Here is a 19537-nt window from a genome sequence, read left to right as displayed (position 1 = left end):
ATCAATCATGTTCCGAATAGATGGCACAGGCGTCGACATGCTGGCGATTAGTGTCAACACGCGCAATAACCAGAAAGCTGACCAAGTTGCGTACCTATACCCAATGGCTAACGTGCGCTCAAATGCACGCCAATGATGGTTTAATGGGTGATGTTCAACTGATGGTGATCGTGTGCCCGCAGTGCACGCGAACGGAAGCGCCAGACGCGCCGATCTTCTACGAAGCATCGCTCCCATCGATTCACCAACAAAGGAGGAATCCGAACCATAAAAACGCCGCGGTAAACGAGCGCGGGCCGCAAGTGCTACCAACACTCACGACCCGCTAACCACAGCCAACTTTCAAGGAGTTGCCCATGGCTAAGCCGAATCATAAAGCACGACCACCGAAGACGGAACGTTTCGTCACGATCCAGGAGATGTGGGGTACCCCGAAGACCATGGATCCGAGGCCGGAGACGTTTTATCCGTACATGAAGATTGGTGGAATGTGGCTGATCAACGATGCGTGTTTTGTTCCGGGCCGCAAGGCGCGGATCGATATTGAGCCGGGGAGGCTGATCATCACGCAGTTGTAAGCGCAACGCCGCGGGATGCGGCCGCGCTGCGCGACGTCGCGCAGCGCGCCGGACGGGGCAGAGCAGTCGTAAGCGGCAGCCACCCAAAACCCCGCATCACCAAGCGATATCGCAGGACGACCGCGATGTCCCCGCACCACCGGTAGCCGTGCACTTCGTCCCCGATCCGTTGTCGTAGAACGTCCGCGTCTCCGGCTGCGGCACCGACGGATCGAACGGATTCGGCACCCCGTGCGGACCGCGCGGCGCATCGTACGGCCGCTGGGGAACATACGAGCCGCCACTACCAGCCGGCCGAGAGCCGTTCGCGCGCAGGTATTCGTTCCAGTTCTGCTCGCGCTGCTCATACCCGGGCACTGCGCGACCCAAACTATCGCTCCCACCCGCGCCAAGCGCGACACGGTTCGGAGCCGAGACAAAATCGGGTCCGTGTTTAAAAGAAGGCGGCGATGCCACGAGCGCATCGCTCGTCACCCGCAACGGCCGCGTATCGGGCGTATCGAACGGGTTACGTTCGTCGGGCGCAGCGAACTGCACCCGTCGACGACCCACACTCGCCGCACGTCCATCATCCCGAGCAGCCGCACGCCGCTCCGAGCGAAACACATTGGCACCGGCCGATCGATCGGTCAGCGCATCGTGTCCTGAAGCATGGGAAGCAGAAACGGAAAACGCGCAAGCGATCGCGGTGGCGGCGGAAGAAAGGCGGATAGGGCAATTCATGGGCGATTCGAAGCAGGTGATGTGCATTGAATAAAACGGCAGATCACTGGCTGGCGGCTGGGCGACGAGGGGAGCGTCGAAGCGGCCCTGAAGCGACTGCGAGGCGCGGCGAGCGCGACTTGCAGGGAGGCTGGCCGGATTGCGGAAGCGAATTCGTATTATTTCATGAAAATATCAAAAATCTTTCAACGTGTTTAGATTCGTCCGGTAAACAGAAAGATTTACCGCTTCGCCGAGCGCCCCGTCCCGGTGCGTGCTGCCGCAATCATCAGTCGATTGATTTGCAGCGACCGTGCTCTCGGTAGCCCGAAAAATACGAAACCGAGAACCGCCCATCGCCAAACACCAAGCCCAGCAAGGAACCAACCCCGATCCCCCTACCGAATAGCAACCCGATTGCACCCAAATCACCCGTCCCGCTTCCCCAAGGTTGCGCCCCCATCGCCACCCACCCATCTCAAAACCCTACGTGTTTTCCCTCAGTCGACAGGCATTTTTGACAGACAATTGAAAAACGCCCATATAATTTCAACTGCCTTGCCAACAGCTGTCGGACCATCCCTCCGAACGAGCGATTTGGCAAGCGGGGCAGGCGAAACGCTTGCGCAATGCAAGACGCATCACGATGTCTTTCCGAACCAGACGTCCCCTTCGGGGACTGCAAGAGCCGGGCCCCGCTACGCAACATTCCGCTGGAGTTCCGTCTTTTATGTGTCTCGGGCGTGTCCCATGTCCTCGCCCCGGGTGCTGTTCGATTGCGCAAGTCATGCCGCCTTTGCCCGTATGACTAAACAACATCGAGGAGCTCCCAGATGACGCTGTCCCGTCTTACGTCCATTTCCGTCGCCGCCGTGCTGTTCGCCGCCGGCGCCGCTGCCGCGCAAGCGGAAACCGTGAAGATCGCCATCGCCGGTCCGATGAGCGGCTCGGTCGCCCAATACGGCGACATGGTGAAGGCCGGCGCGCTGACCGCGATCGAACAGATCAACGCGGCAGGCGGTGCGGGCGGCAACAAGTTCGAAGTCGTGCTGATGGACGACGCGTGCGAACCGAAGCAGGCCGTCGCCGTCGCCAACAAGATCGTCAGCCAGAAGATCAAGTACGTGATCGGCCACGTGTGCTCGGGTTCGACGATTCCGGCGTCCGACATCTACGAGAACGAGGGCATCGTGATGGTCACGCCGTCGGCCACCGCGCCGCAGCTGACGGAAGGCAAGAAGCGTCACTTCATCTTCCGCACGATCGGCCGCGACGACCAGCAAGGCCCGGCCGCCGCGCACTACATCATCAACACCGTGAAGCCGAAGAAGGTCGCGGTCCTGCACGACAAGCAGTCGTACGGCCAGGGCATCGCGTCGTCGGTGAAGAAGGACCTCGAAGCCGCGAAGATCCCGGTCGTGCTGTTCGAAGGCATCAACGCCGGCGATTCGGACTACTCGGCGATCATCACGAAGCTGAAGTCGCAAGGCGTCGATTTCGTCTACTTCGGCGGCTACCACCCGGAAATGGGCCTGCTGATGCGCCAGGCGCGCGAGCAGGGCGTGAAGGCGACGTTCATGGGCCCTGAAGGCGTGGGCAACAAGGACGTGACGGCGATCGCCGGCCCGGCTTCGGAAGGCATGCTCGTCACGCTGCCGGCCGACTTCTCGGCCGATCCGGCCAACGCGGCGCTCGTGAAGGCGTTCGCGGACAAGAAGCGCGACCCGAACGGCCCGTTCCAGATGCCGGCGTACGCAGCGGTGAAGATCATCGCCGACTCGATCGCGGGCGCGAAGACGACCGACCCGACGAAGGTCGCCGCGTACATGCACAAGACGACGTTCGACACGCCGATCGGCAAGGTCGCGTATGACGCGCAGGGCGACCTGAAGGCGTTCAAGTTCGTCGTCTACACGTGGCACAAGGACGCGACGAAGACCGCCGCCAAGTAATACGGAGTACCCGCTCACGCGCCCGCCCTGTCCGAGACCCGGACGGGGCGGATGCGTATTGGTCGCGCCTCTGACCCGTGCGCGCCAAAGAGCGGCCCGAGACGACACCGTGCGTTGCGCGCGGCCGACCGCCGTGATCCGGCGACGGCATGCGACGCAGCGCCAACGGGAGCTTCCCGCACATGACTGACTTCTTTCCCCAATTCGCCCAGCAACTGGTCAACGGCCTGACGCTGGGTGCGATCTATGCGTTGATCGCCATCGGCTACTCGATGGTCTACGGCATCATCGGCATGATCAACTTCGCCCACGGCGAGATCTACATGATCGGCGCGTACGTGGGCCTCGTGACCCTCACGGCGATCGGCATCTCCGCCGGCTATCCGCTGCCGCTCGTGCTCGGCGCCGCGCTGATCGTGTCGGTGATCGTCACCGGCCTGTACGGCTTCGCGGTCGAGCGCGTCGCGTATCGCCCGCTGCGCGGCGGCCCGCGCCTCGTGCCGCTGATCTCCGCGATCGGCATGTCGATCTTCCTGCAGAACTACGTACAGATCGGCCAGGGCGCGCGCGACGTGTCCGTGCCGATCCTGATCTCCGGCGCATTCGACATCCCGCTCGGCGGCAACTTCGACGTGACGATTCCGTATGCGCGTCTGTTGATCGTCGGCGTGACGCTCGTGCTGATGATCGCGCTCACGCTGTTCATCTCGCATTCGCGGATGGGCCGCGCGTGCCGCGCGTGCGCCGAGGACATGAAGATGGCGAACCTGCTCGGCATCGACACGAACCGCGTGATCTCGTTCACGTTCGTGCTCGGCGCGATGCTGGCGGCCGTCGGCGGCGTGCTGATCGGGCTGACGATCGGCAAGCTGAATCCGTATATCGGCTTCGTCGCGGGCATCAAGGCGTTCACCGCCGCGGTGCTCGGCGGGATCGGCAGCATTCCGGGCGCGATGCTCGGCGGCGTGCTGCTGGGCCTCGCCGAAACCTTCGCCGCAGGTTACATGCCGGCCGAGTACAAGGACGTGGTCGCGTTCGGCCTGCTCGTGCTGATCCTGCTCTTCCGCCCGACCGGCCTGCTCGGCAAGTCGGACATCGAAAAGGTTTGAGGGAGACGCAGATGAGTCAAGTCATTTCCGTTCGCCACCCGGCCGCCGACGCGTCGGTCGGCCGGGCGCTGAAAAATGCCGTGGCCGCCGCGTTCCTGACGGCGATCCTCACGATTCCGGTGCTCGGGCTGCAACTGAAGCTCGACGGCTATCAGGTGGTGCTGACGCCGCACTGGCGCCCGGTATGGATCGCGGTCGCGGCCGTGTTCCTGTTCCAGTTGTTCAAGCCGTGGCTCGTGCGCGCGAAATCGGCGGTGAAGCTGCCGGCGATGCCCGCGATGGGCACGCAGCAGCAGCGCGTGATCATCTGGGTGCTGCTCGCCGTGGGCCTCGTATGGCCGTTCTTCGGCTCGCGCGGCGCGGTGGACGTCGCGACGCTCGCGCTGATCTACGTGATCCTCGGCCTCGGGCTGAACATCGTGGTCGGTTTCGCGGGGCTGCTGGATCTCGGCTATGTCGGGTTCTACGCGGTCGGCGGCTATACGTACGCGATGCTGAACCAGTATTTCGGGCTGTCGTTCTGGGAATGCCTGCCGATCGCGGCGATCGCCGCGGCGACGTTCGGCTTCCTGCTCGGCTTCCCGGTGCTGCGCTTGCGCGGCGACTATCTGGCGATCGTCACGCTCGGCTTCGGCGAAATCATCCGCCTGCTCGCGAACAACCTGACGAGCCTCACCGGTGGCCCGGACGGCATCTCGAGCATTCCGAAGCCGACGGTGTTCGGCTTCGAGATGGCGCGCTCGGCGAGCGTGGAAGGCGCGAAGACCTTCCACGAACTGATCGGGCTGGAATACAGCGGCGAGCACATGGTGATCTTCCTGTACCTGATCGCGCTGGTGCTGGTCGGCTTCACGATGTTCGTGACGAGCCGCCTGATCCGCATGCCGATGGGCCGCGCGTGGGAAGCGCTGCGCGACGACGAAATCGCGTGCCGTTCGCTCGGCCTGAACCCGACGCGCATCAAGCTGTCGGCGTTCACGCTCGGCGCGGCGTTCGCGGGCATCGGCGGCGCGTTCTTCGCCGCGCGTCAGGGCCTCGTGAATCCCGAATCGTTCACCTTCATCGAATCGGCGCTGATCCTCGCGATCGTCGTGCTCGGCGGGATGGGCTCGCAGCTCGGCGTGATTCTCGCGGCGATCCTGCTGACCGTGCTGCCGGAAGTCGCGCGCGGGTTCGCCGAGTACCGGATGCTGATCTTCGGTCTGGTGATGGTGTTGATGATGATGTGGCGTCCGCAGGGCCTGCTGCCCGCGAGCCGTCCTCACGTGGAGCTGCCGCAATGAGCGCGAATGCAGAACTGTTGAAGGTCGCCGGGCTGCAGATGCGCTTCGGCGGGTTGCTCGCGGTGGACGGCATCGATTTCGACGTGCGTCGCGACGAGGTGTTCGCGATCATCGGGCCGAACGGCGCGGGCAAGACCACGGTGTTCAACTGCGTCGGCGGCTTCTACAAGCCGACCGGCGGCGACGTCGTGCTCGACGGTCATGCGATCGCGGGGCTGCCGAGCCATCAGATCGCGTTGAAGGGTCTGGTGCGCACGTTCCAGAACATCCGCTTGTTCAAGTCGCTGACGGTCGTCGAGAACCTGCTGGTCGCGCAGCATCGCAAGGTGAAGGCCGGGCTGCTGCACGGCCTGTTCGCGACGCCCGCGTATCGTCACGCGGAGAAGGAAGCGCTCGAACGCGCGGCGGTGTGGCTCGACCGGATGGGGCTGACGTCGGTCGCCAACCGGCCGGCCGGCACGCTGTCGTACGGGCACCAGCGGCGTCTGGAGATCGCGCGCTGCATGATCACCGAGCCGCGCCTCCTGATGCTCGACGAGCCGGCGGCCGGCCTCAACCCGCAGGAAAAGATCGAGCTGCAACACCTGATCGACAAACTGCGTCGCGAGTTCGGCGTATCGGTGCTGCTGATCGAACACGACATGAGTCTCGTGATGGGCGTGTCCGACCGCATCCTCGTGATGGAGCACGGGCGGCCGATCGTGATCGGCACGCCGGAAGCGGTCCGCAACGACCCGCGCGTGATCAACGCGTATCTGGGGGAAGAGTGATGCTGAAGCTGGAACAGGTCCATACGCACTACGGCGCGGTCGAGGCGCTCGCGGGCGTGTCGATCGAGGTGAACAAGGGCGAGATCGTCACGCTGATCGGCAGCAACGGCGCCGGCAAGACGACGCTGATGATGACGGTATGCGGCACGCCGCGCGCGTCGTCGGGCCGCGTGCTGTTCGAGGGCAACGACATCACCGCGATGTCGACGCACCAGATCATGCGGCAGGGGATGGCGATTTCGCCGGAAGGGCGGCGCGTGTTCCCGAGCCTGACGGTGCTCGAGAACCTGAAGATGGGCGGCTTCTTCGCGAGCCGTCATGAAATCGACGACGGCATCGAGCACGTGTTCAAGCTGTTTCCGCGTTTGAAGGAGCGCGCGGCGCAGCGGGCCGGCACGATGTCGGGCGGCGAGCAGCAGATGCTCGCGATCGGCCGTGCGCTGATGAGCAAGCCGCGTTTGCTGCTGCTCGACGAACCGACGCTCGGCCTCGCGCCGCTCGTGATCGCGCAGATCTTCGACATCATCCGGACGATCCGCGACGAAGGCGTCACGGTGTTCCTCGTCGAGCAGAACGCGAACAAGGCGCTCGGTGTGGCCGATCGCGGCTACGTGCTCGAAACGGGGCGCGTGGTGCTGGCCGACACGGGCGCGAACCTGCTCGCGAACGATCGCATCAAGCAGGCGTATCTCGGCGGTTGATCCACGGGAAGCCGCCGGCCTGCAATGGGCCGGCGGCTGTGTTGATCTCGTCTGGTGACGCTTTGAACCCGGATTTGCGGGAAGCGTGCAGCCGATCCGCACCGATCGAGGCTGGACGTGATCCGTGCCACGAAATACGTCGCGATTGGCCGCACCGCCGCTGAAGCGCGCGCGGTATTCGGCGCAGCGGACATATTAGGTACCCGCCTCCAATCCCGGCCTCCATCCTTGACTACAGGCGAGCCTCGTCCACAATGACAGTGGTCAATGTAACGATTGCGCGCTGTCCGTGGCATATATGCGCAGTCGGGAAAACGGAGGAGACACGTATGAACGACTCGACAACGCAGGCGGGCGTGGAATTCGGATCCGCGGGTTACAGGGCTGTGATTTGCGTACTGCTCGCCGGACTGGGACTGTTCAGTTTCGGCGACTATTTCTATCACGTGCGCCATGGTTTGGTCACCTACAACGTCGGGCCATTCGTCGATGGCCAATCCGTACTCGTCTGGCCGGTCTTCATCGCCGGTGTCGCGCTGATACTGGCCGTCACGTCGCTCTTCACGCGGCATGCGACGCCAGCGTCGTTCTCTAAGCTGGTGGTGCCGTTCGCGATGGTTCACGCGGCATACTTTTCCTCCGGGGTCTGGGGCGTTTCCCGTCCGACCGAACTGACGTGGGCGCTTGTCGCATTGTGGGTCGTGCGTATCGCCTTGACGTCCGAATACCGGGCGCAAACCGTCGTCGTGTCCTTGCTGCTCGCCGTATGTGGTCCCTTTGCGGAAGGACTTGTCTCGAGGTGGGGCTTCTTCGACTATGCACCGGCGCTCAAACAGGTCTTCGGCGTTCCATACTGGTTGGCCGGCGTGTACCTGAACGGCGGCCCGCTTGCCGTCATGGCCGCGCGGTGGGTCCGGACCGGCGGCCTGCCTCGGGTGAATCCCCCGAGCTTGTCACACAGGACGACGGCGTAGCGGCATCGGTAGAACGAATCGCCTGTCACGTCACGCTGCGCGATGTTCATGCCGAGGCCGCGGTTCATGCATTCGCACGTGATCGTCACGCTCGACCGCGTGCCGATGACCAAGCCGCGTTTGCCGTTGCCCGACGAACCGATGCCCGGCCGCGCGCCGCTCGTGATCGCGCCGGCTTCGATCGTAGTCAATTCGGCGCTATCCTCGCTTCGCGGAGGCCACCGATGAAAGTCAAACGAATCGTCGCCAACATCGACACACGATCCATCGACGAAGCAAAGCGCTTCTATCAGCACGTCTTCGGCCTCGACCTGCTGATGGACCACGGCTGGATCGCGACCTACGGCAATGCCGAGCGGATGGACGTGCAGATCAGCTTCGCGTCGCACGGCGGGTCGGGCACGCCGACGCCCGACCTGTCGATCGAGGTCGACGATCTCGACGAAGCGCTCGCGCGCGTTCATGCGGCCGGCGTGCCCGTTGAATACGGCCCGGCCGACGAACCGTGGGGCGTGCGGCGCTTCTACGTGCGCGACCCGTTCGGCAAGCTCGTCAACGTGCTCGCGCATCGCTGAGCCGCGACGGCAAGCCGTGCACGCCGGCGTTCACGCATGCAGCGCCAGCCCCTTCACCGCCTTGTCGACGGCCTTCTTGGGCCCGTGCAACGCCAGGCCGACCAGATCGGGATGGTCCGCATCCTCGGCGCGGAACGCCGCGCGGTTGGCCGCATCGTGCCCGGTCGAGAACATCGCGCGCACGTAGGGCACGATCGTCAGCTCGCGCGACAGCGCCTGCCGGTGCGCGGCCTGCAATCCGTTCAAGTCGGCGGCGAACACCATCATCGGCTGGCCGAGCATCCGGCCGTAGCGGCGGCCTGCCGCATCCTCGTAAGGCTCGCCGAGTGCGTCGGGCGCACCGGCCGCGACGCCCGTCGCGAGAAACGCGACCACGTTGAGTTTCTGCCATGCGGCGAGATCGTCGCGCACGATCAGCGCTACTTTGGTATCGAACATGCTTGCTCCTGGTTGGAGCGCCGATGATCCGATGCCGCGCGCGATCAGTCTGGAACGTTTGTGCAGAGTTGCCGGTACGCGGCCGGCGTGAGCCGGTAAGCGCGGCGGAACCAGCGGCCGAGGTGGCTCTGGTCCGCGAAGCCGACGTCGGCGGCCGCCTGCGCGGGCGTGCGGCCGGCGGCCAGCAGCTTTCGCGCGGCGCGCAGCCGCAAGCGCACGAGGTACGCGTGCGGCGACGTGCCGAACGCGCGCTGGAACATCCGTGTGAGCCGGAAGCGGTCGATGCCGGCCACGCTCGCGAGTTCGTCGAGGCCGATGTTGCCGTCCATATGTTCGTGCAGCAGGTCGCGCACGCGTGCGATCGCGGGCGGCACGACGCCGCTTTCCAGCGCGAGCGGGCGGCCCAGCTGGCTGCCGAGCCGCATCAGCAGGCGGTCGAGCGTCTGGTCGCGCGCGAGGCGGCCTTCGTTGTCGTGGATCGCGAAGAACGCGTTCCGGATCGCGTCGACGAGCCCGCGATCGTCGACGAGCGTATGGCCGAACGTGGCTTCGACGCCGCCGAGGCCCGGCAGGCCGAGCCGGCGCGCGGCGCGCTCGACCCACGCCTGCGGCAGGTACAGCATCCCGTACGTGAAGCCGCCGGCTTCGGGCGCGTGGCCGTCGTGCATCGCGCCCGGCTCGATCAGGATCGCGCGGCCCGGCACGCTCGTATGCAGCGAGCGGTGGCACTGGAAGCGCTGCACGCCCTGTTCGGTGAAGCCGACGAGCATGTCGTCGTGATCGTGCGCATCGTATGCATGGCCGTTGAAATGCGCGTGCAGGCTTTCGATGCCGGTGTCCGCATCGCGGCGCGCGACGAGCCAGTGGTCGGTCGTGCCGACGGTGTTGGCATCCGTCGTCATCGGGCGCCTCGAGCGTCGTCGTTGCGTGACCGAACGTGTACGCAGGTGGCCGAACGGGGAGGGCGCGTGCGGTTCATGCTTCGCTCACCGCCGCCTGTTCGTCACGCGCGTATTGCGCGGGCGGCCGGCCGACGTGCCGCGTGAACGCGACGCTGAAGGTGCTCGCCGAGCTGTAACCGACGCGCGCCGCGATTTCCGCGATGCGCGCTTCGTTGCGGCGGAGCAGATCCTTCGCGAGCGCCATGCGCCACGTGAGCAGGTATTCCATCGGCGCGACGCCGACCGCGCGGCTGAAGCGCTCGAAGAACGTCGAGCGCGACAGCGCGGCTTCCTTCGCGAGTTCGACGATCGTCCACGGGTGCGCGGGGCGTTCGTGCATCCGCCGCAGCGCGGCCGCGAGGCGGCTGTCGGCGAGCCCGCGCACGAGGCCGGGCGACGCGTGCGTGCCGGTCGTGAACCGCATCGCCTCGATCAGCAGCACTTCCAGCAGGCGCGCCAGCACGATCTCGCGAGCGGGCCGCTGCGCGCGCGATTCGTCGCGCACCAATTGCACGAGCGTGGTCAGCCGCGGCTCGCCGCGTACGTGCACGAAGCGCGGCAGCAGCGACACCAGCAGCGATGCATCGGGGGAACCGAAGCTGCAGTTGCCGGCCATCAGCCGCGTGTCGACCGGGTTCGCGGGATCGCCGATCCGGTATTCGCCGGGGGCGAGCATGACGGGCGGCGCGGTGTCGACGCCCGGCGGCGGCGGTTCGAGGCTCGACATCGCCACGCCGTAGACCGCCGGAATCAGCATGAAATCGCCGGCCAGCAGCTCGATCGGCGCGTGCCCGTCGATCGCGATCCGGCAGCCGCCGTCAAGGACCGCGCAATAGAACGGCTCGCCGGCGACCGTGCGGTTGATCGCCCACGGGCTCGCGCCGCGCACGTACTTCGAGTAACGCGCGCCCGGTTGCAGCAGCGTCACGACTTCGGTCAGCGGATCGATCATCGCCGGACTCTCGCAAAAGAAAAGCGGATTGTCGATTGTAGCGAATACGGTTGCCGCCATCTATCGTACGAACACATGCTCAACACATCCGAGGAGTTCGCATGAAGACCGTACTGATTACCGGCTGTTCCTCCGGCTTCGGCCTCGAAATCGCGCGCTATTTCCTGGCGCGCGACTGGCAGGTCGTCGCGACGATGCGCAAGCCGACCGACGACGTGCTGCCGCCGTCGGAGCGCCTGCGCGTGCTGCCGCTCGACGTGACGAACGCGGACAGCATTCGCGCCGCGATCGACGCCGCCGGCCCGATCGACGTGCTCGTCAACAACGCGGGCTTCGGCGCGGCCGCACCGGCCGAACTCACGCCGCTCGATACGGTGCGCGCGCTGTTCGACACCAACACGATCGGCACGATCGCGGTGACGCAGGCCGTGCTGCCGCAGTTTCGCGCGCGGGGCGCCGGCGTGGTCGTGAACGTCACGTCGAGCGTCACGCTCAAGGCATTGCCGCTCGTCAGCGCGTATCGCGCGAGCAAGGCGGCGGTGAATGCGTTTACCGAATCGATGGCGGTCGAACTCGAGCCGTTCGGCGTGCGCGCGCATCTCGTGCTGCCGGGTCGCGCGCCCGACACGCGTTTCTCGGACAACGCACGGGGCAACATGCACGGCTTCGAGCACGAAGCGTATGCGGACTTCGTCGGCAAGGCCGTGGCGCGGATGCTCGATGCGTCGGGGCCGATCACGCATGCGCAGGACGTCGCCGAAGCCGTGTGGCGCGCGGCGACCGATCCGTCGAGCCCGATGCGGATGCCGGCCGGCGCCGATGCGCAGGCCTGGGCGGCGGAAGCGGGTTGATCGAGCGTCAATCCGCCACGCCGGCCGGTTGAGCCGGCGCGGTGGATCGCGTGAGGGCGAGAACGGCGTTACGTTACAGCGCGCGCTTGATCGCCTGCTCGAGCAGCGACAGGCCGAGGTCGATCTCGTCTTCGCCGACGGTCAGCGGCGGCGCGATCCGGAACACGCCGCCCATGCCGGGCAACTGCACGATGTTCATGCTGAGCCCGAGATTCATGCATTCGCGCGTGATTTTCGCGCCGAGGCCGTCCGCCGGCTCCTTGGTGCGGCGATCCTTGACGATCTCGACGCCGAGCAGCAGCCCGCGCCCGCGCACGTCGCCGATGCAGTCGAAGCGCTCCATCAGGTCGAGCAGCCCGCGCCGCAGCCGCTCGCCCATCGTGTTCGCGCGCGCGACGAGGCCGTCGCGCTGCACGACGTCGAGCACGCGCAGGCCGACCGCGGCCGGCAGCGGGTCGGATACGTGCGTCGTGTAGAACAGGTAGCCGAGTTCGTGCGCGCGTTCCTCGATCGCCGCGGACGTGACCATCGCCGCGAGCGGCAGCCCGGCGCCGAGCGTCTTCGACAGCGTCAGGATGTCGGGCGTCACGCCGTCGCGCTGGCACGCGAACATCGTGCCGGTGCGGCCAACGCCCGTCTGCGCTTCGTCGAGGATCAACAGCATCCCGCGGGCCTCGCACTTGCGCTTGAGCGCGGCCATATAGCCTGCCGGCAGCTCGATGATCCCGCCCGAACTGAGGATCGGCTCCGCGATGAACGCGGCGAGGTTGCCGCTCGACTGGCGGTCGATCAGGTCGAACGCGTAGTCGAGTTCGGCGAGCGGGTCGTACGCGCCGTTGCGCTCGAAGCGCGGCCGGTACGCGAACGGCGCCGGAATCGCGAACGAGCCGACCGACGCGGGGCCGACGCCCTTGCGGCCCGCGCTGTACGTGGCCGACGCGGCGGCGCCCGTCATCCCGTGCCACGACTGCGCGAAGCCGACGATCTCGTACTTGCCGGTGACGAGCTTCGCCATCCGGATCGCCGCCTCGTTCGATTCCGCGCCGGTGCTGAGCAGCAGCGCGCGGTCGAGCCCGGCGGGCGTGACGTCGGCGAGGCGCGTCGCGAGATCGACGACCGGCCGTGACAGCATCCCGCTGAACAGGTGATCGAGCTTGCCCGCGTATTCTCCGATCACGGACACGATCTCCGGATGGCTGTGGCCGAGCACCGCGCTCATCTGGCCCGACGTGAAATCGAGGATCGCGCGGCCGTCGGCGTCGTAGACGAAGCTGCCTTTCGCGCGCTCGACGATCATCGGCTCGAACGTGCCGCCGTAGCGGACAAGGTGCTGCCTGGCGTTGCGCCAGAAGGTTGCGTCGTCGTTCAGGGACATCGGGCTTCTCCGGCAAAGGACAGGGATCGCTTGCAGTCTAGGCGCGCGTCTGGTTTGATGGAAACGAATAGTTCTAATGCAAGCTAGAAAAGGGGCTAATACCTTGGCGCTTTCGCTCGAAATCGACCTGCTGCGCTCGTTCGTCGTGATCGCCGAGGTGCGCGCGTTGAGCCGCGCGGCCGCGCGCGTCGGCCGCACGCAATCCGCGCTCAGTCAGCAGATGAAGCGGCTGGAAGAGGCCGTCGACCAGCCGCTGTTCCAGCGCACCGGCCGTGGCGTGGTGCTCACGCATCCGGGCGAGCGGCTGCTCGTGCATGCGCAGCGCATCCTGCGGCTGCACGACGAGGCGATGGCCGACCTGTGCGGCACGGGGCTGTCGGGGACGATCCGGTTCGGGTGCCCGGACGATTACGCGCAAGTGTGGCTGCCGTCGCTGCTGCGGCAGTTTTCGAGTCAGCATCCGCAGGCGATCGTCGAAGTCGTGTGCGGGCCGACGCCGCGGTTGATCGAACACCTGGAGAAGCGCGCGGTCGATCTGGCGTTGATTTCCGTGCCGGACGACGGCGCGACCGGCGACATCATTCGGCGCGAGCAACTGGTGTGGATCGGCTATCCGGGGCTCGAGCCCGCGCATTTCGATCCGCTGCCGCTGGCGTTGTCCGACCGCGATTCGCTCGATCACCTGGCGGCGTGCGACGCGTTGAACCGCGCCGGCCGCGACTATCGCGTCGCATATGCGAGCAGCAGCCTCGCCGGGCTGATCGCGCTCGTGCGTTCGGGGCAGGCGTTCGCGGTGATGACGCAGACGGCCGTGCCGGCCGACGTCGCGATCGTCAACGGCGATCCGCACTTGCCGGCGTTGCCGGCCGTGGGCATTACGCTGCGGTTCGACCGGAAGCGGCCTTCGCACCTGACGGCCGCATTCGCCGACCATATCCGGCAAACGCTGCCGTTGCTTTGACGGGCGACGCGAATCAGTCGACCGTCGACGAGACCGACGTGTGCGTGCGGCCACGCATTTCCGCCGCCGCGTCGCGCACGCGGATCGCCGCCCGCATGCCCGACAGTTTCAGTTCGGTTTCCTGATATTCGTTGACCGGCTCGGAATCGGCGACGATGCCGCAGCCCGCGAACAGCCGGCACGCGCCGCCCGCAACCAGCGCGGAGCGCAGCGCGACGATGAAATCGCCGTTGCCGTGCGCGTCGATCCAGCCGATCGGCGCCGCATACCAGCCGCGATCGAAGCCTTCATGCGCACGGATATGGTCGAGCGCCGGTGCGCGCGGATGGCCGGCCACCGCGGGCGTCGGGTGCAGCGCGGCGACTACCTGCAACAGCGTCGCATCCGCGTTCAGCGTCGCGCGGATCGGCGTGCTCAGGTGCTGAAGCTTCGGCAGCCGGTGCAGCGACGGTCGATCGGGCACGTCGAGCGCGCGCGACAGCGGCGCGAGCGCGGCGCGGATCGCGTCGACGACGAGCGCATGTTCGAGCCGCTCCTTCGCGGAAGCCATCAGCGCGTCGCCGAGGGCGCGATCGTCGTCGGGCGTGGCGCCGCGCCGGATCGTGCCGGCCAGCGCATGCGTGCGCACGTCGCCGGCCGCGACACGCGCGAGCCGCTCCGGCGTGGCGCCGACGAAGCACGCGCCGTCGCGGCGGACCGCGAACAGGTGCGCATGCGCGTCGCGCCGCCGCAGCCGGCGCAGCAGCGGCGCGATCGCGACGGGCCGCGCGTACTGCTCGAGCACGTCGCGCGCGAGCACGACCTTGCCGAATGCGCGGTCGTGGATCGCGTCCACCGCACGACGGACTTCGTGCTGCCATTCGCTGGCCTGCAGCGCCTGCGTGTGCAGCAGTTGCGGCGTATCGTCTTCCGCGGCCGGCGCAAGCGCGCCGAGCGATTCGATCCGTGCAAGACACGCATGCGCGAGCGCGGCCGGATCGTCGTGAGCGGCGACGACCTGTTGGCAGACGGCCCAGTGCGCATCGCCTTCGCGCACGATCAGCAGCTTCGCGAGCGTCATGCTCGCATCGGGAAACGGCGCCCAGTGCGCGCTGCGCGGGCCCCGCGAATCGAATCGGAAGCCGCCGATGAGCCGCGGCGGTTGCGGGCCGGCGGTGACCGCGTCGCGCACGAGCGTGCGCCAGCGTGCGTCGATCTGCGCGAAGCGCGTGTCGCCGGCGGCGCTCAGTTCGAGCGCGCAGTCCCAGCCGAACAGCGTGACGGACGCATCGCCGGCTTCGTGGAAGCACCACGGCGTGACGCCGTCGTCCCACGCGGCGATCAGGTCGAAGAAGTCGAGCGCGCGCAGCGGCACCGAGACCGATGCAAGCGTCGGTGTGCCGGTGGCGGCGGCGCGGCGGGCCGCCCGCGCGAACGTGTCGTGCAGCAGCGGAAGGCCGACGTTCATGCGAGCCCCCGCTGTTGTCGCCAGTATCGGGTTTGCTGCGCGATGTACCACGCGATGAGCTGGGCGAACAGCGTCTCGACGTAGTCGGCATCGAGGCCGGCCTGTTCGGCCCAGCGGCGCCGGTCGGGCAGCATCGCGGCCACCCGCTCCGGCGCGGCGATGCTCGCTTCGTCCGGCTTGAAGCGCGACGCGGCTTTCACGTACTGCATGCGCCGGCCGAGCGCGTCGATGATGTCGGCATCCAGACGATCGATCGCTTCGCGAATGTCGGGAAGCCCCGTGCAGGCGTCCGGTGTTTTCATGTGTACTCCTTTCCGTAACGAAGGGACTGGTCGATCCGTTCGACCAGGTGGGCGATCACCGCCGGGTATTGGTGGCGCAGGTAGAAGTGGTCGCCGTCGAACGTCGCGACGCGGATCGGTCGCGTCGCGACGTCCTGCCATGCATGCGCCTCGTTGCTGTCGAGCTCGGTATCGGCGAGCGGCAGCATCACGCCGAGCGGCGCATCGATGTGCGGCGGACGCTCGCGCCGATACGTTTCGATCGCGCGGTAGTCGTGGCGGATCATCGGCAGGTAGATCGCGCGCATTTCCGGATCGGCGAGCAGCGCGGCGTGTTCGCCGGACAGCCGGGCGACGTCGCCGACGAGCGCGTCGTCGGATTGCAGGTGCAGATCCGACGGGCGCTGGCGATGCGGCGGCGGCAGCGCGGAAACGGCCACGTAAAGCGGCGCGGCGCCGCGCGCCTCAAGCCGCACCGCGACCTCGTACGCGAGCGCCGCGCCGAGGCTGTGCCCGAACAGCACGAGCGGCGCGTGTGCGTAGCGTTGCACCGCGTCGGCAGCGGGGCCGGCGAGCGCATCGATCGACTGCAGGCACGGCTCGCCGAAGCGTTCCTCGCGGCCTGGATACTGCAGCGCGAGCAGATCGACGTCCCACGGCAGCGCACGGCTCCAGCCGCGAAAGAAGTTCGCGGTGCCGCCCGCGTGCGGGAAGCAGACGAGCTGCGCGCGCGGGCACGGCGACAGACGCAGCTCGCGAATCCAGTTCGAATCGGACGGGTGCGCGCTCATGCGGTGGCCGCCTGCAACTGGCGGCGCAACAGGTCGCGCAGCGATTTCTTGCTGGTCTTGCCGATGCCGGTTTCCGGAAAGCGCGGCATGAACTCGATGCGGTCCGGGATCTTGAAGGCGGCGAGCCCGCGGTCGCGCAGGTAGCGTTTCAGCATCAGTCTGGACGGGGCAGGCGCGCGTGCGACGACGAACGCGCAGGTTCGCTCACCGAGCATCGGGTCGGGCATCGCGACGACCGCCGCGTCGTGCACCTGCGGATGCGCGAGCAACAGGTTCTCCACTTCCTCGGCCGAGACCTTCTCGCCGCCGCGGTTGATCTGATCCTTGTCGCGGCCTTCGACGACGAGGTCGCCGTCCGCGGTGCGCCGCACGCGGTCACCGCTGCGATAGAAGCCGTCGGCCGTGAACGCCGTCGCGTCGTGCTCCGCGAGCCGGTAGTAGCCGCGGATCGTGTACGGGCCGCGTACCTGCAGTTCGCCGATCTCGCCGGGCGCGACCGGTGCGCCGGCTTCGTCGACGATGCGCACTTCGTCGCCGTCCGACACGGGGCGGCCCTGCGTGTGCGCGATGCGCTCGGGCGCGTCGTCGAGCCGCGTGCAGCAGATGAGCCCTTCGGCCATGCCGAACACTTGCTGCAATCGGCAGCCGAGCACGGGCGTCACGCGTGCGGCCGCGTGGTCCATCAGCCGTGCGCCGCCGACCTGCAGCACGCGCAGGCTCGACAGGTCGGCCTGCCGTTGCGGCTGCTCGTCGAGCCACAGCAGCGCGAGCGGCGGCACGAGCGCGGTATGCGTGACGCGTTCCTGCGCGATCAGCGCGAAGCTTTGATCGGGCTCGGGCCGGGAGGTCGTCACGATCCGGCCGCCAGCAAGCAACGTGCCGATCGTGCCGGGGCAGCACAGCGTGAAGTTGTGCGCCATCGGCAGCGCGGCGAGATAGACGGTGTCGGCGTCGACACCGCTCGCGGCGCTGCACGCGCGCACGTTGTACAGGTATTCGCGATGGCGGCGCGGAATCAGCTTCGGCGTGCCGGTCGTGCCGCCCGACAACTGGAAGCACGCGATGTCGTCGGCGCTTGCCGCGCATTCGAGTACGGGCGGCGCATCGTACAGCGCGTCGAACGACGTGAACGCGTGATCGTCGCCGGCCATCACGACGTGCCCGAGCGTCGGGCAGTCGGCCTGCAAGGCGGCCGCGAGCGGCCGGCAGTCGAAATCGCCGAGCTGCGACGCGCCGAGGTACGCACGCGCACCGGCGAAGCGGCAGAACGCGCCGATCTCGTATTGACGATGGGCCGGCAGCGCAAGCACGGGCCGCACGCCGAGCTGGAACAGCGCGAAGCACGTCTCGATGAAGCGTGCGCCGTTCGGCAACTGGACGACGGCCGCGTCGCCGCGCGCGAGGCCCAGCCGCGCGAGGCCGCCCGCGAGGCGGCGAATGCGCGCCAGCAGATCGCGATAGCGCAGCCGGAGCGTGCCGTCAACGACGGCGAGCGTGTCGGGATGGCGCTGCGCGCACGCGTCGAGCGCGTCGAAGAACGTCGTGTCCTGCCAGTAGCCGGCGTCGCGGTAGCGGCGCACGAACTCGTCGGGCCAGTCGGGCGCGTCGGCCGGCACGGCCGCCGCCAGGGAGGAAGGGGAGGATTGCATGCGCTGACCTTGAGCTCCGGCAAGTTGTCAGAAAATGTAAATGAGAGGTATTATCATTTGGAACAGGTGCTGCGATAGCGCCGTTTCTTTTGATATCGCGGCAATTTCGTTCGATCGGGCGCCGGCCGCGCGGCGCCCGGCCGGTCCGGCCGGACAATCGGCCGGTTGCCGCCGGCGCGTGCCGGTCCGCGCGTGCCGCCTAACCAACGGACCTCCGATGAGATCGACCTCCTTCGCTTCATCACGACGTCACCCGCCGGTGCTCGTGCCCGGCAATCACCCGGGCGTGGTGCACATCGACGCGGGCATGAAACTCATGAGCGGCACGCTGTGCTCGGATAGCCGCGACTGGTACGAGGAGCCGCTCGAAAAAGGGCTGAAGCTCGTCCTCGTGCAGAGCGGGCAATTGCGCTGCCGCGTGCCGGGTCAGCCCGAGCAATGCATCAAGGGGCCGGGCCTGTGCGTGATCGCCAACGACGGCGAATTCACGACGCACCAGATCTACGACCGCGACGTGCCGCTGCGCTACACGATCGTGCAGCTCGGCCTCGACGCGCTCGATCGCAACCTGAGCCTGCTGCCGGAGAAGCTGCTCGCGCCGACGGGCGGCGATCCGCGCATCGTCAGTTGCCCGGCGTCGAAGGCGCTGCAGGCGCTCGCCGTGCAGATCGCCACCTGCCCGTTCGAGGGCGCGGTGCGCGAGTACTACCTGAAGGCGAAGGCGTTCGAGCTGACCGCGCTGAGCGCGCAGTTGCTGGCCACGCAGCGGCAGTCCGCGCCGGCCGACGTGCGCGTCACGTCGTCGGATGTCGAGCGCGTGTACGCGGCAAGCGACATCCTGACGCGCGAACTCCAGCATCCGCCGACGCTCGACGCGCTCGCGGCCCGCGTCGGAATGAATTCGCGCAAGCTGACGGCCGGCTTCCGCAAGGTGTTCGGCACGAGCGTGTACGCATATCTGCAGGAATACCGGCTGCGCACCGCGCACGCGATGCTGTGCGCGGAGGATGCGAACGTGTCGACCGTCGCGTATCGCGTCGGTTACAGCCCCGCGCATTTTTCGATCGCGTTCCGCAAGCGCTACGGCATTTCGCCGAGCGATATCCGCGTGTCGTCGAACGCGATCGACGACCACGAACCGGCGGGCGCGGCGATCTAAAACAACTGACCGGCAGCCTAAAGGAATCGACCGGGCGCATGGGCGTTA

General features: G+C 67.1%; 21 protein-coding genes. 12 read left to right on the top strand and 9 right to left on the bottom strand.

The genetic code is table 11. The annotated features are described in order from the left end of the window. Positions 1-356: 356 nt before the first annotated feature. Positions 357-578, top strand: coding sequence for a hypothetical protein (locus CFB89_RS26015; RefSeq protein ID WP_059721886.1), 222 nt, complete (start codon positions 357-359; stop codon positions 576-578). Positions 579-674: 96 nt separating this feature from the next. On the opposite strand, the gene CFB89_RS26010 is transcribed toward CFB89_RS26015, so the two are convergent. Further along, positions 675-1328: a hypothetical protein gene (locus tag CFB89_RS26010; protein ID WP_089470356.1), complete on the bottom strand. Its 654-nt coding sequence runs from the start codon at positions 1326-1328 to the stop codon at positions 675-677. Positions 1329-2113: 785 nt separating this feature from the next. Between CFB89_RS26010 and CFB89_RS26005 the strand changes: the two genes are divergently transcribed. The 8 genes from CFB89_RS26005 (at position 2114) to CFB89_RS25970 (ending at position 8644) form a co-directional block, all read left to right on the top strand. Beyond that, positions 2114-3232, top strand: a complete 1119-nt coding sequence (locus tag CFB89_RS26005) for a branched-chain amino acid ABC transporter substrate-binding protein (protein WP_089470355.1) — start codon at positions 2114-2116, stop codon at positions 3230-3232. Positions 3233-3414: 182 nt separating this feature from the next. Further along, a complete protein-coding gene (gene livH / locus CFB89_RS26000; RefSeq protein WP_089470354.1) occupies positions 3415-4341 on the top strand; it encodes a high-affinity branched-chain amino acid ABC transporter permease LivH in 927 nt (308 codons plus the stop codon). A gap of 11 nt (positions 4342-4352) precedes the next feature. After that, on the top strand, positions 4353-5624 hold the full coding sequence (locus CFB89_RS25995; RefSeq protein WP_089470353.1) for a high-affinity branched-chain amino acid ABC transporter permease LivM: 1272 nt from the start codon (positions 4353-4355) through the stop codon (positions 5622-5624). Beyond that, positions 5621-6394 (top strand): high-affinity branched-chain amino acid ABC transporter ATP-binding protein LivG, encoded by a 774-nt coding sequence (gene livG / locus CFB89_RS25990; RefSeq protein ID WP_089470352.1) that lies wholly within the window; start codon positions 5621-5623, stop codon positions 6392-6394. Before CFB89_RS25995 ends, livG begins: the two co-directional genes overlap by 4 nt. Continuing rightward, positions 6394-7095, top strand: coding sequence for an ABC transporter ATP-binding protein (locus CFB89_RS25985; RefSeq protein ID WP_006484776.1), 702 nt, complete (start codon positions 6394-6396; stop codon positions 7093-7095). Before livG ends, CFB89_RS25985 begins: the two co-directional genes overlap by 1 nt. A gap of 329 nt (positions 7096-7424) precedes the next feature. Next, entirely contained in the window at positions 7425-8069 is a 645-nt protein-coding gene (locus CFB89_RS25980) for a hypothetical protein (RefSeq protein ID WP_089470351.1), read from the top strand. Between the two features lie 78 nt (positions 8070-8147). Continuing rightward, entirely contained in the window at positions 8148-8297 is a 150-nt protein-coding gene (locus CFB89_RS35085; protein WP_179233533.1) for a hypothetical protein, read from the top strand. Further along, positions 8294-8644, top strand: a complete 351-nt coding sequence (locus CFB89_RS25970; protein ID WP_089470349.1) for a VOC family protein — start codon at positions 8294-8296, stop codon at positions 8642-8644. The genes CFB89_RS35085 and CFB89_RS25970 overlap by 4 nt, the downstream gene beginning before the upstream one ends. A 30-nt stretch (positions 8645-8674) precedes the next feature. Here the strand turns inward: CFB89_RS25970 and CFB89_RS25965 are convergent, their stop codons facing one another. From CFB89_RS25965 to CFB89_RS25955, 3 genes are all read right to left on the bottom strand, one after another. Further along, a complete protein-coding gene (locus tag CFB89_RS25965) occupies positions 8675-9082 on the bottom strand; it encodes a DUF2000 domain-containing protein (RefSeq protein ID WP_089470348.1) in 408 nt (135 codons plus the stop codon). A gap of 44 nt (positions 9083-9126) precedes the next feature. Further along, the gene (locus CFB89_RS25960) at positions 9127-9984 is read right to left on the bottom strand and encodes an AraC family transcriptional regulator (protein WP_089470347.1); all 858 of its coding nucleotides are present in this window, start codon (positions 9982-9984) and stop codon (positions 9127-9129) included. 73 nt (positions 9985-10057) lie between these two features. Continuing rightward, positions 10058-11035, bottom strand: coding sequence for an AraC family transcriptional regulator (locus CFB89_RS25955; protein WP_089470346.1), 978 nt, complete (start codon positions 11033-11035; stop codon positions 10058-10060). A 41-nt stretch (positions 11036-11076) separates the two neighbouring features. On the opposite strand from CFB89_RS25955, the gene CFB89_RS25950 reads away from it, so the two are divergent. After that, the gene (locus tag CFB89_RS25950; RefSeq protein ID WP_089470345.1) at positions 11077-11826 is read left to right on the top strand and encodes an SDR family oxidoreductase; all 750 of its coding nucleotides are present in this window, start codon (positions 11077-11079) and stop codon (positions 11824-11826) included. 73 nt (positions 11827-11899) lie between these two features. Here CFB89_RS25950 and CFB89_RS25945 read toward each other — a convergent pair whose 3' ends face one another. Continuing rightward, the gene (locus CFB89_RS25945) at positions 11900-13201 is read right to left on the bottom strand and encodes an aspartate aminotransferase family protein (RefSeq protein ID WP_089470344.1); all 1302 of its coding nucleotides are present in this window, start codon (positions 13199-13201) and stop codon (positions 11900-11902) included. A 76-nt stretch (positions 13202-13277) separates the two neighbouring features. Here CFB89_RS25945 and CFB89_RS25940 point away from each other — a divergent pair, with 76 nt between their 5' ends. Next, positions 13278-14162 (top strand): LysR family transcriptional regulator, encoded by an 885-nt coding sequence (locus CFB89_RS25940; protein ID WP_179233532.1) that lies wholly within the window; start codon positions 13278-13280, stop codon positions 14160-14162. 13 nt (positions 14163-14175) lie between these two features. On the opposite strand, the gene CFB89_RS25935 is transcribed toward CFB89_RS25940, so the two are convergent. Genes CFB89_RS25935 through CFB89_RS25920 form a run of 4 tightly spaced genes read right to left on the bottom strand, consistent with a single transcriptional unit; the run spans position 14176 to position 18330 of the window. Next, complete coding sequence (locus CFB89_RS25935) at positions 14176-15609, bottom strand: isochorismate synthase (RefSeq protein WP_089470342.1); 1434 nt, start codon at positions 15607-15609, stop codon at positions 14176-14178. After that, positions 15606-15911, bottom strand: coding sequence for an isochorismate lyase (locus CFB89_RS25930; RefSeq protein WP_059640806.1), 306 nt, complete (start codon positions 15909-15911; stop codon positions 15606-15608). The genes CFB89_RS25935 and CFB89_RS25930 overlap by 4 nt, the downstream gene beginning before the upstream one ends. After that, entirely contained in the window at positions 15908-16681 is a 774-nt protein-coding gene (locus CFB89_RS25925) for a thioesterase II family protein (protein ID WP_089470341.1), read from the bottom strand. Before CFB89_RS25925 ends, CFB89_RS25930 begins: the two co-directional genes overlap by 4 nt. Beyond that, positions 16678-18330 carry a (2,3-dihydroxybenzoyl)adenylate synthase gene (locus CFB89_RS25920; RefSeq protein WP_089470340.1) on the bottom strand — a complete coding sequence of 551 codons (1653 nt, stop codon included), beginning with the start codon at positions 18328-18330 and terminating at the stop codon, positions 16678-16680. Before CFB89_RS25920 ends, CFB89_RS25925 begins: the two co-directional genes overlap by 4 nt. A gap of 217 nt (positions 18331-18547) precedes the next feature. On the opposite strand from CFB89_RS25920, the gene CFB89_RS25915 reads away from it, so the two are divergent. Next, a complete protein-coding gene (locus CFB89_RS25915) occupies positions 18548-19489 on the top strand; it encodes a helix-turn-helix transcriptional regulator (RefSeq protein WP_089470339.1) in 942 nt (313 codons plus the stop codon). The last annotated feature ends 48 nt before the right edge of the window (positions 19490-19537 follow it).

This window comes from Burkholderia sp. AU16741, assembly GCF_002223345.1.
Taxonomy (GTDB): Bacteria; Pseudomonadota; Gammaproteobacteria; order Burkholderiales; family Burkholderiaceae; genus Burkholderia; species Burkholderia sola.
This window is presented reverse-complemented; position numbering and strand designations above follow the sequence as displayed.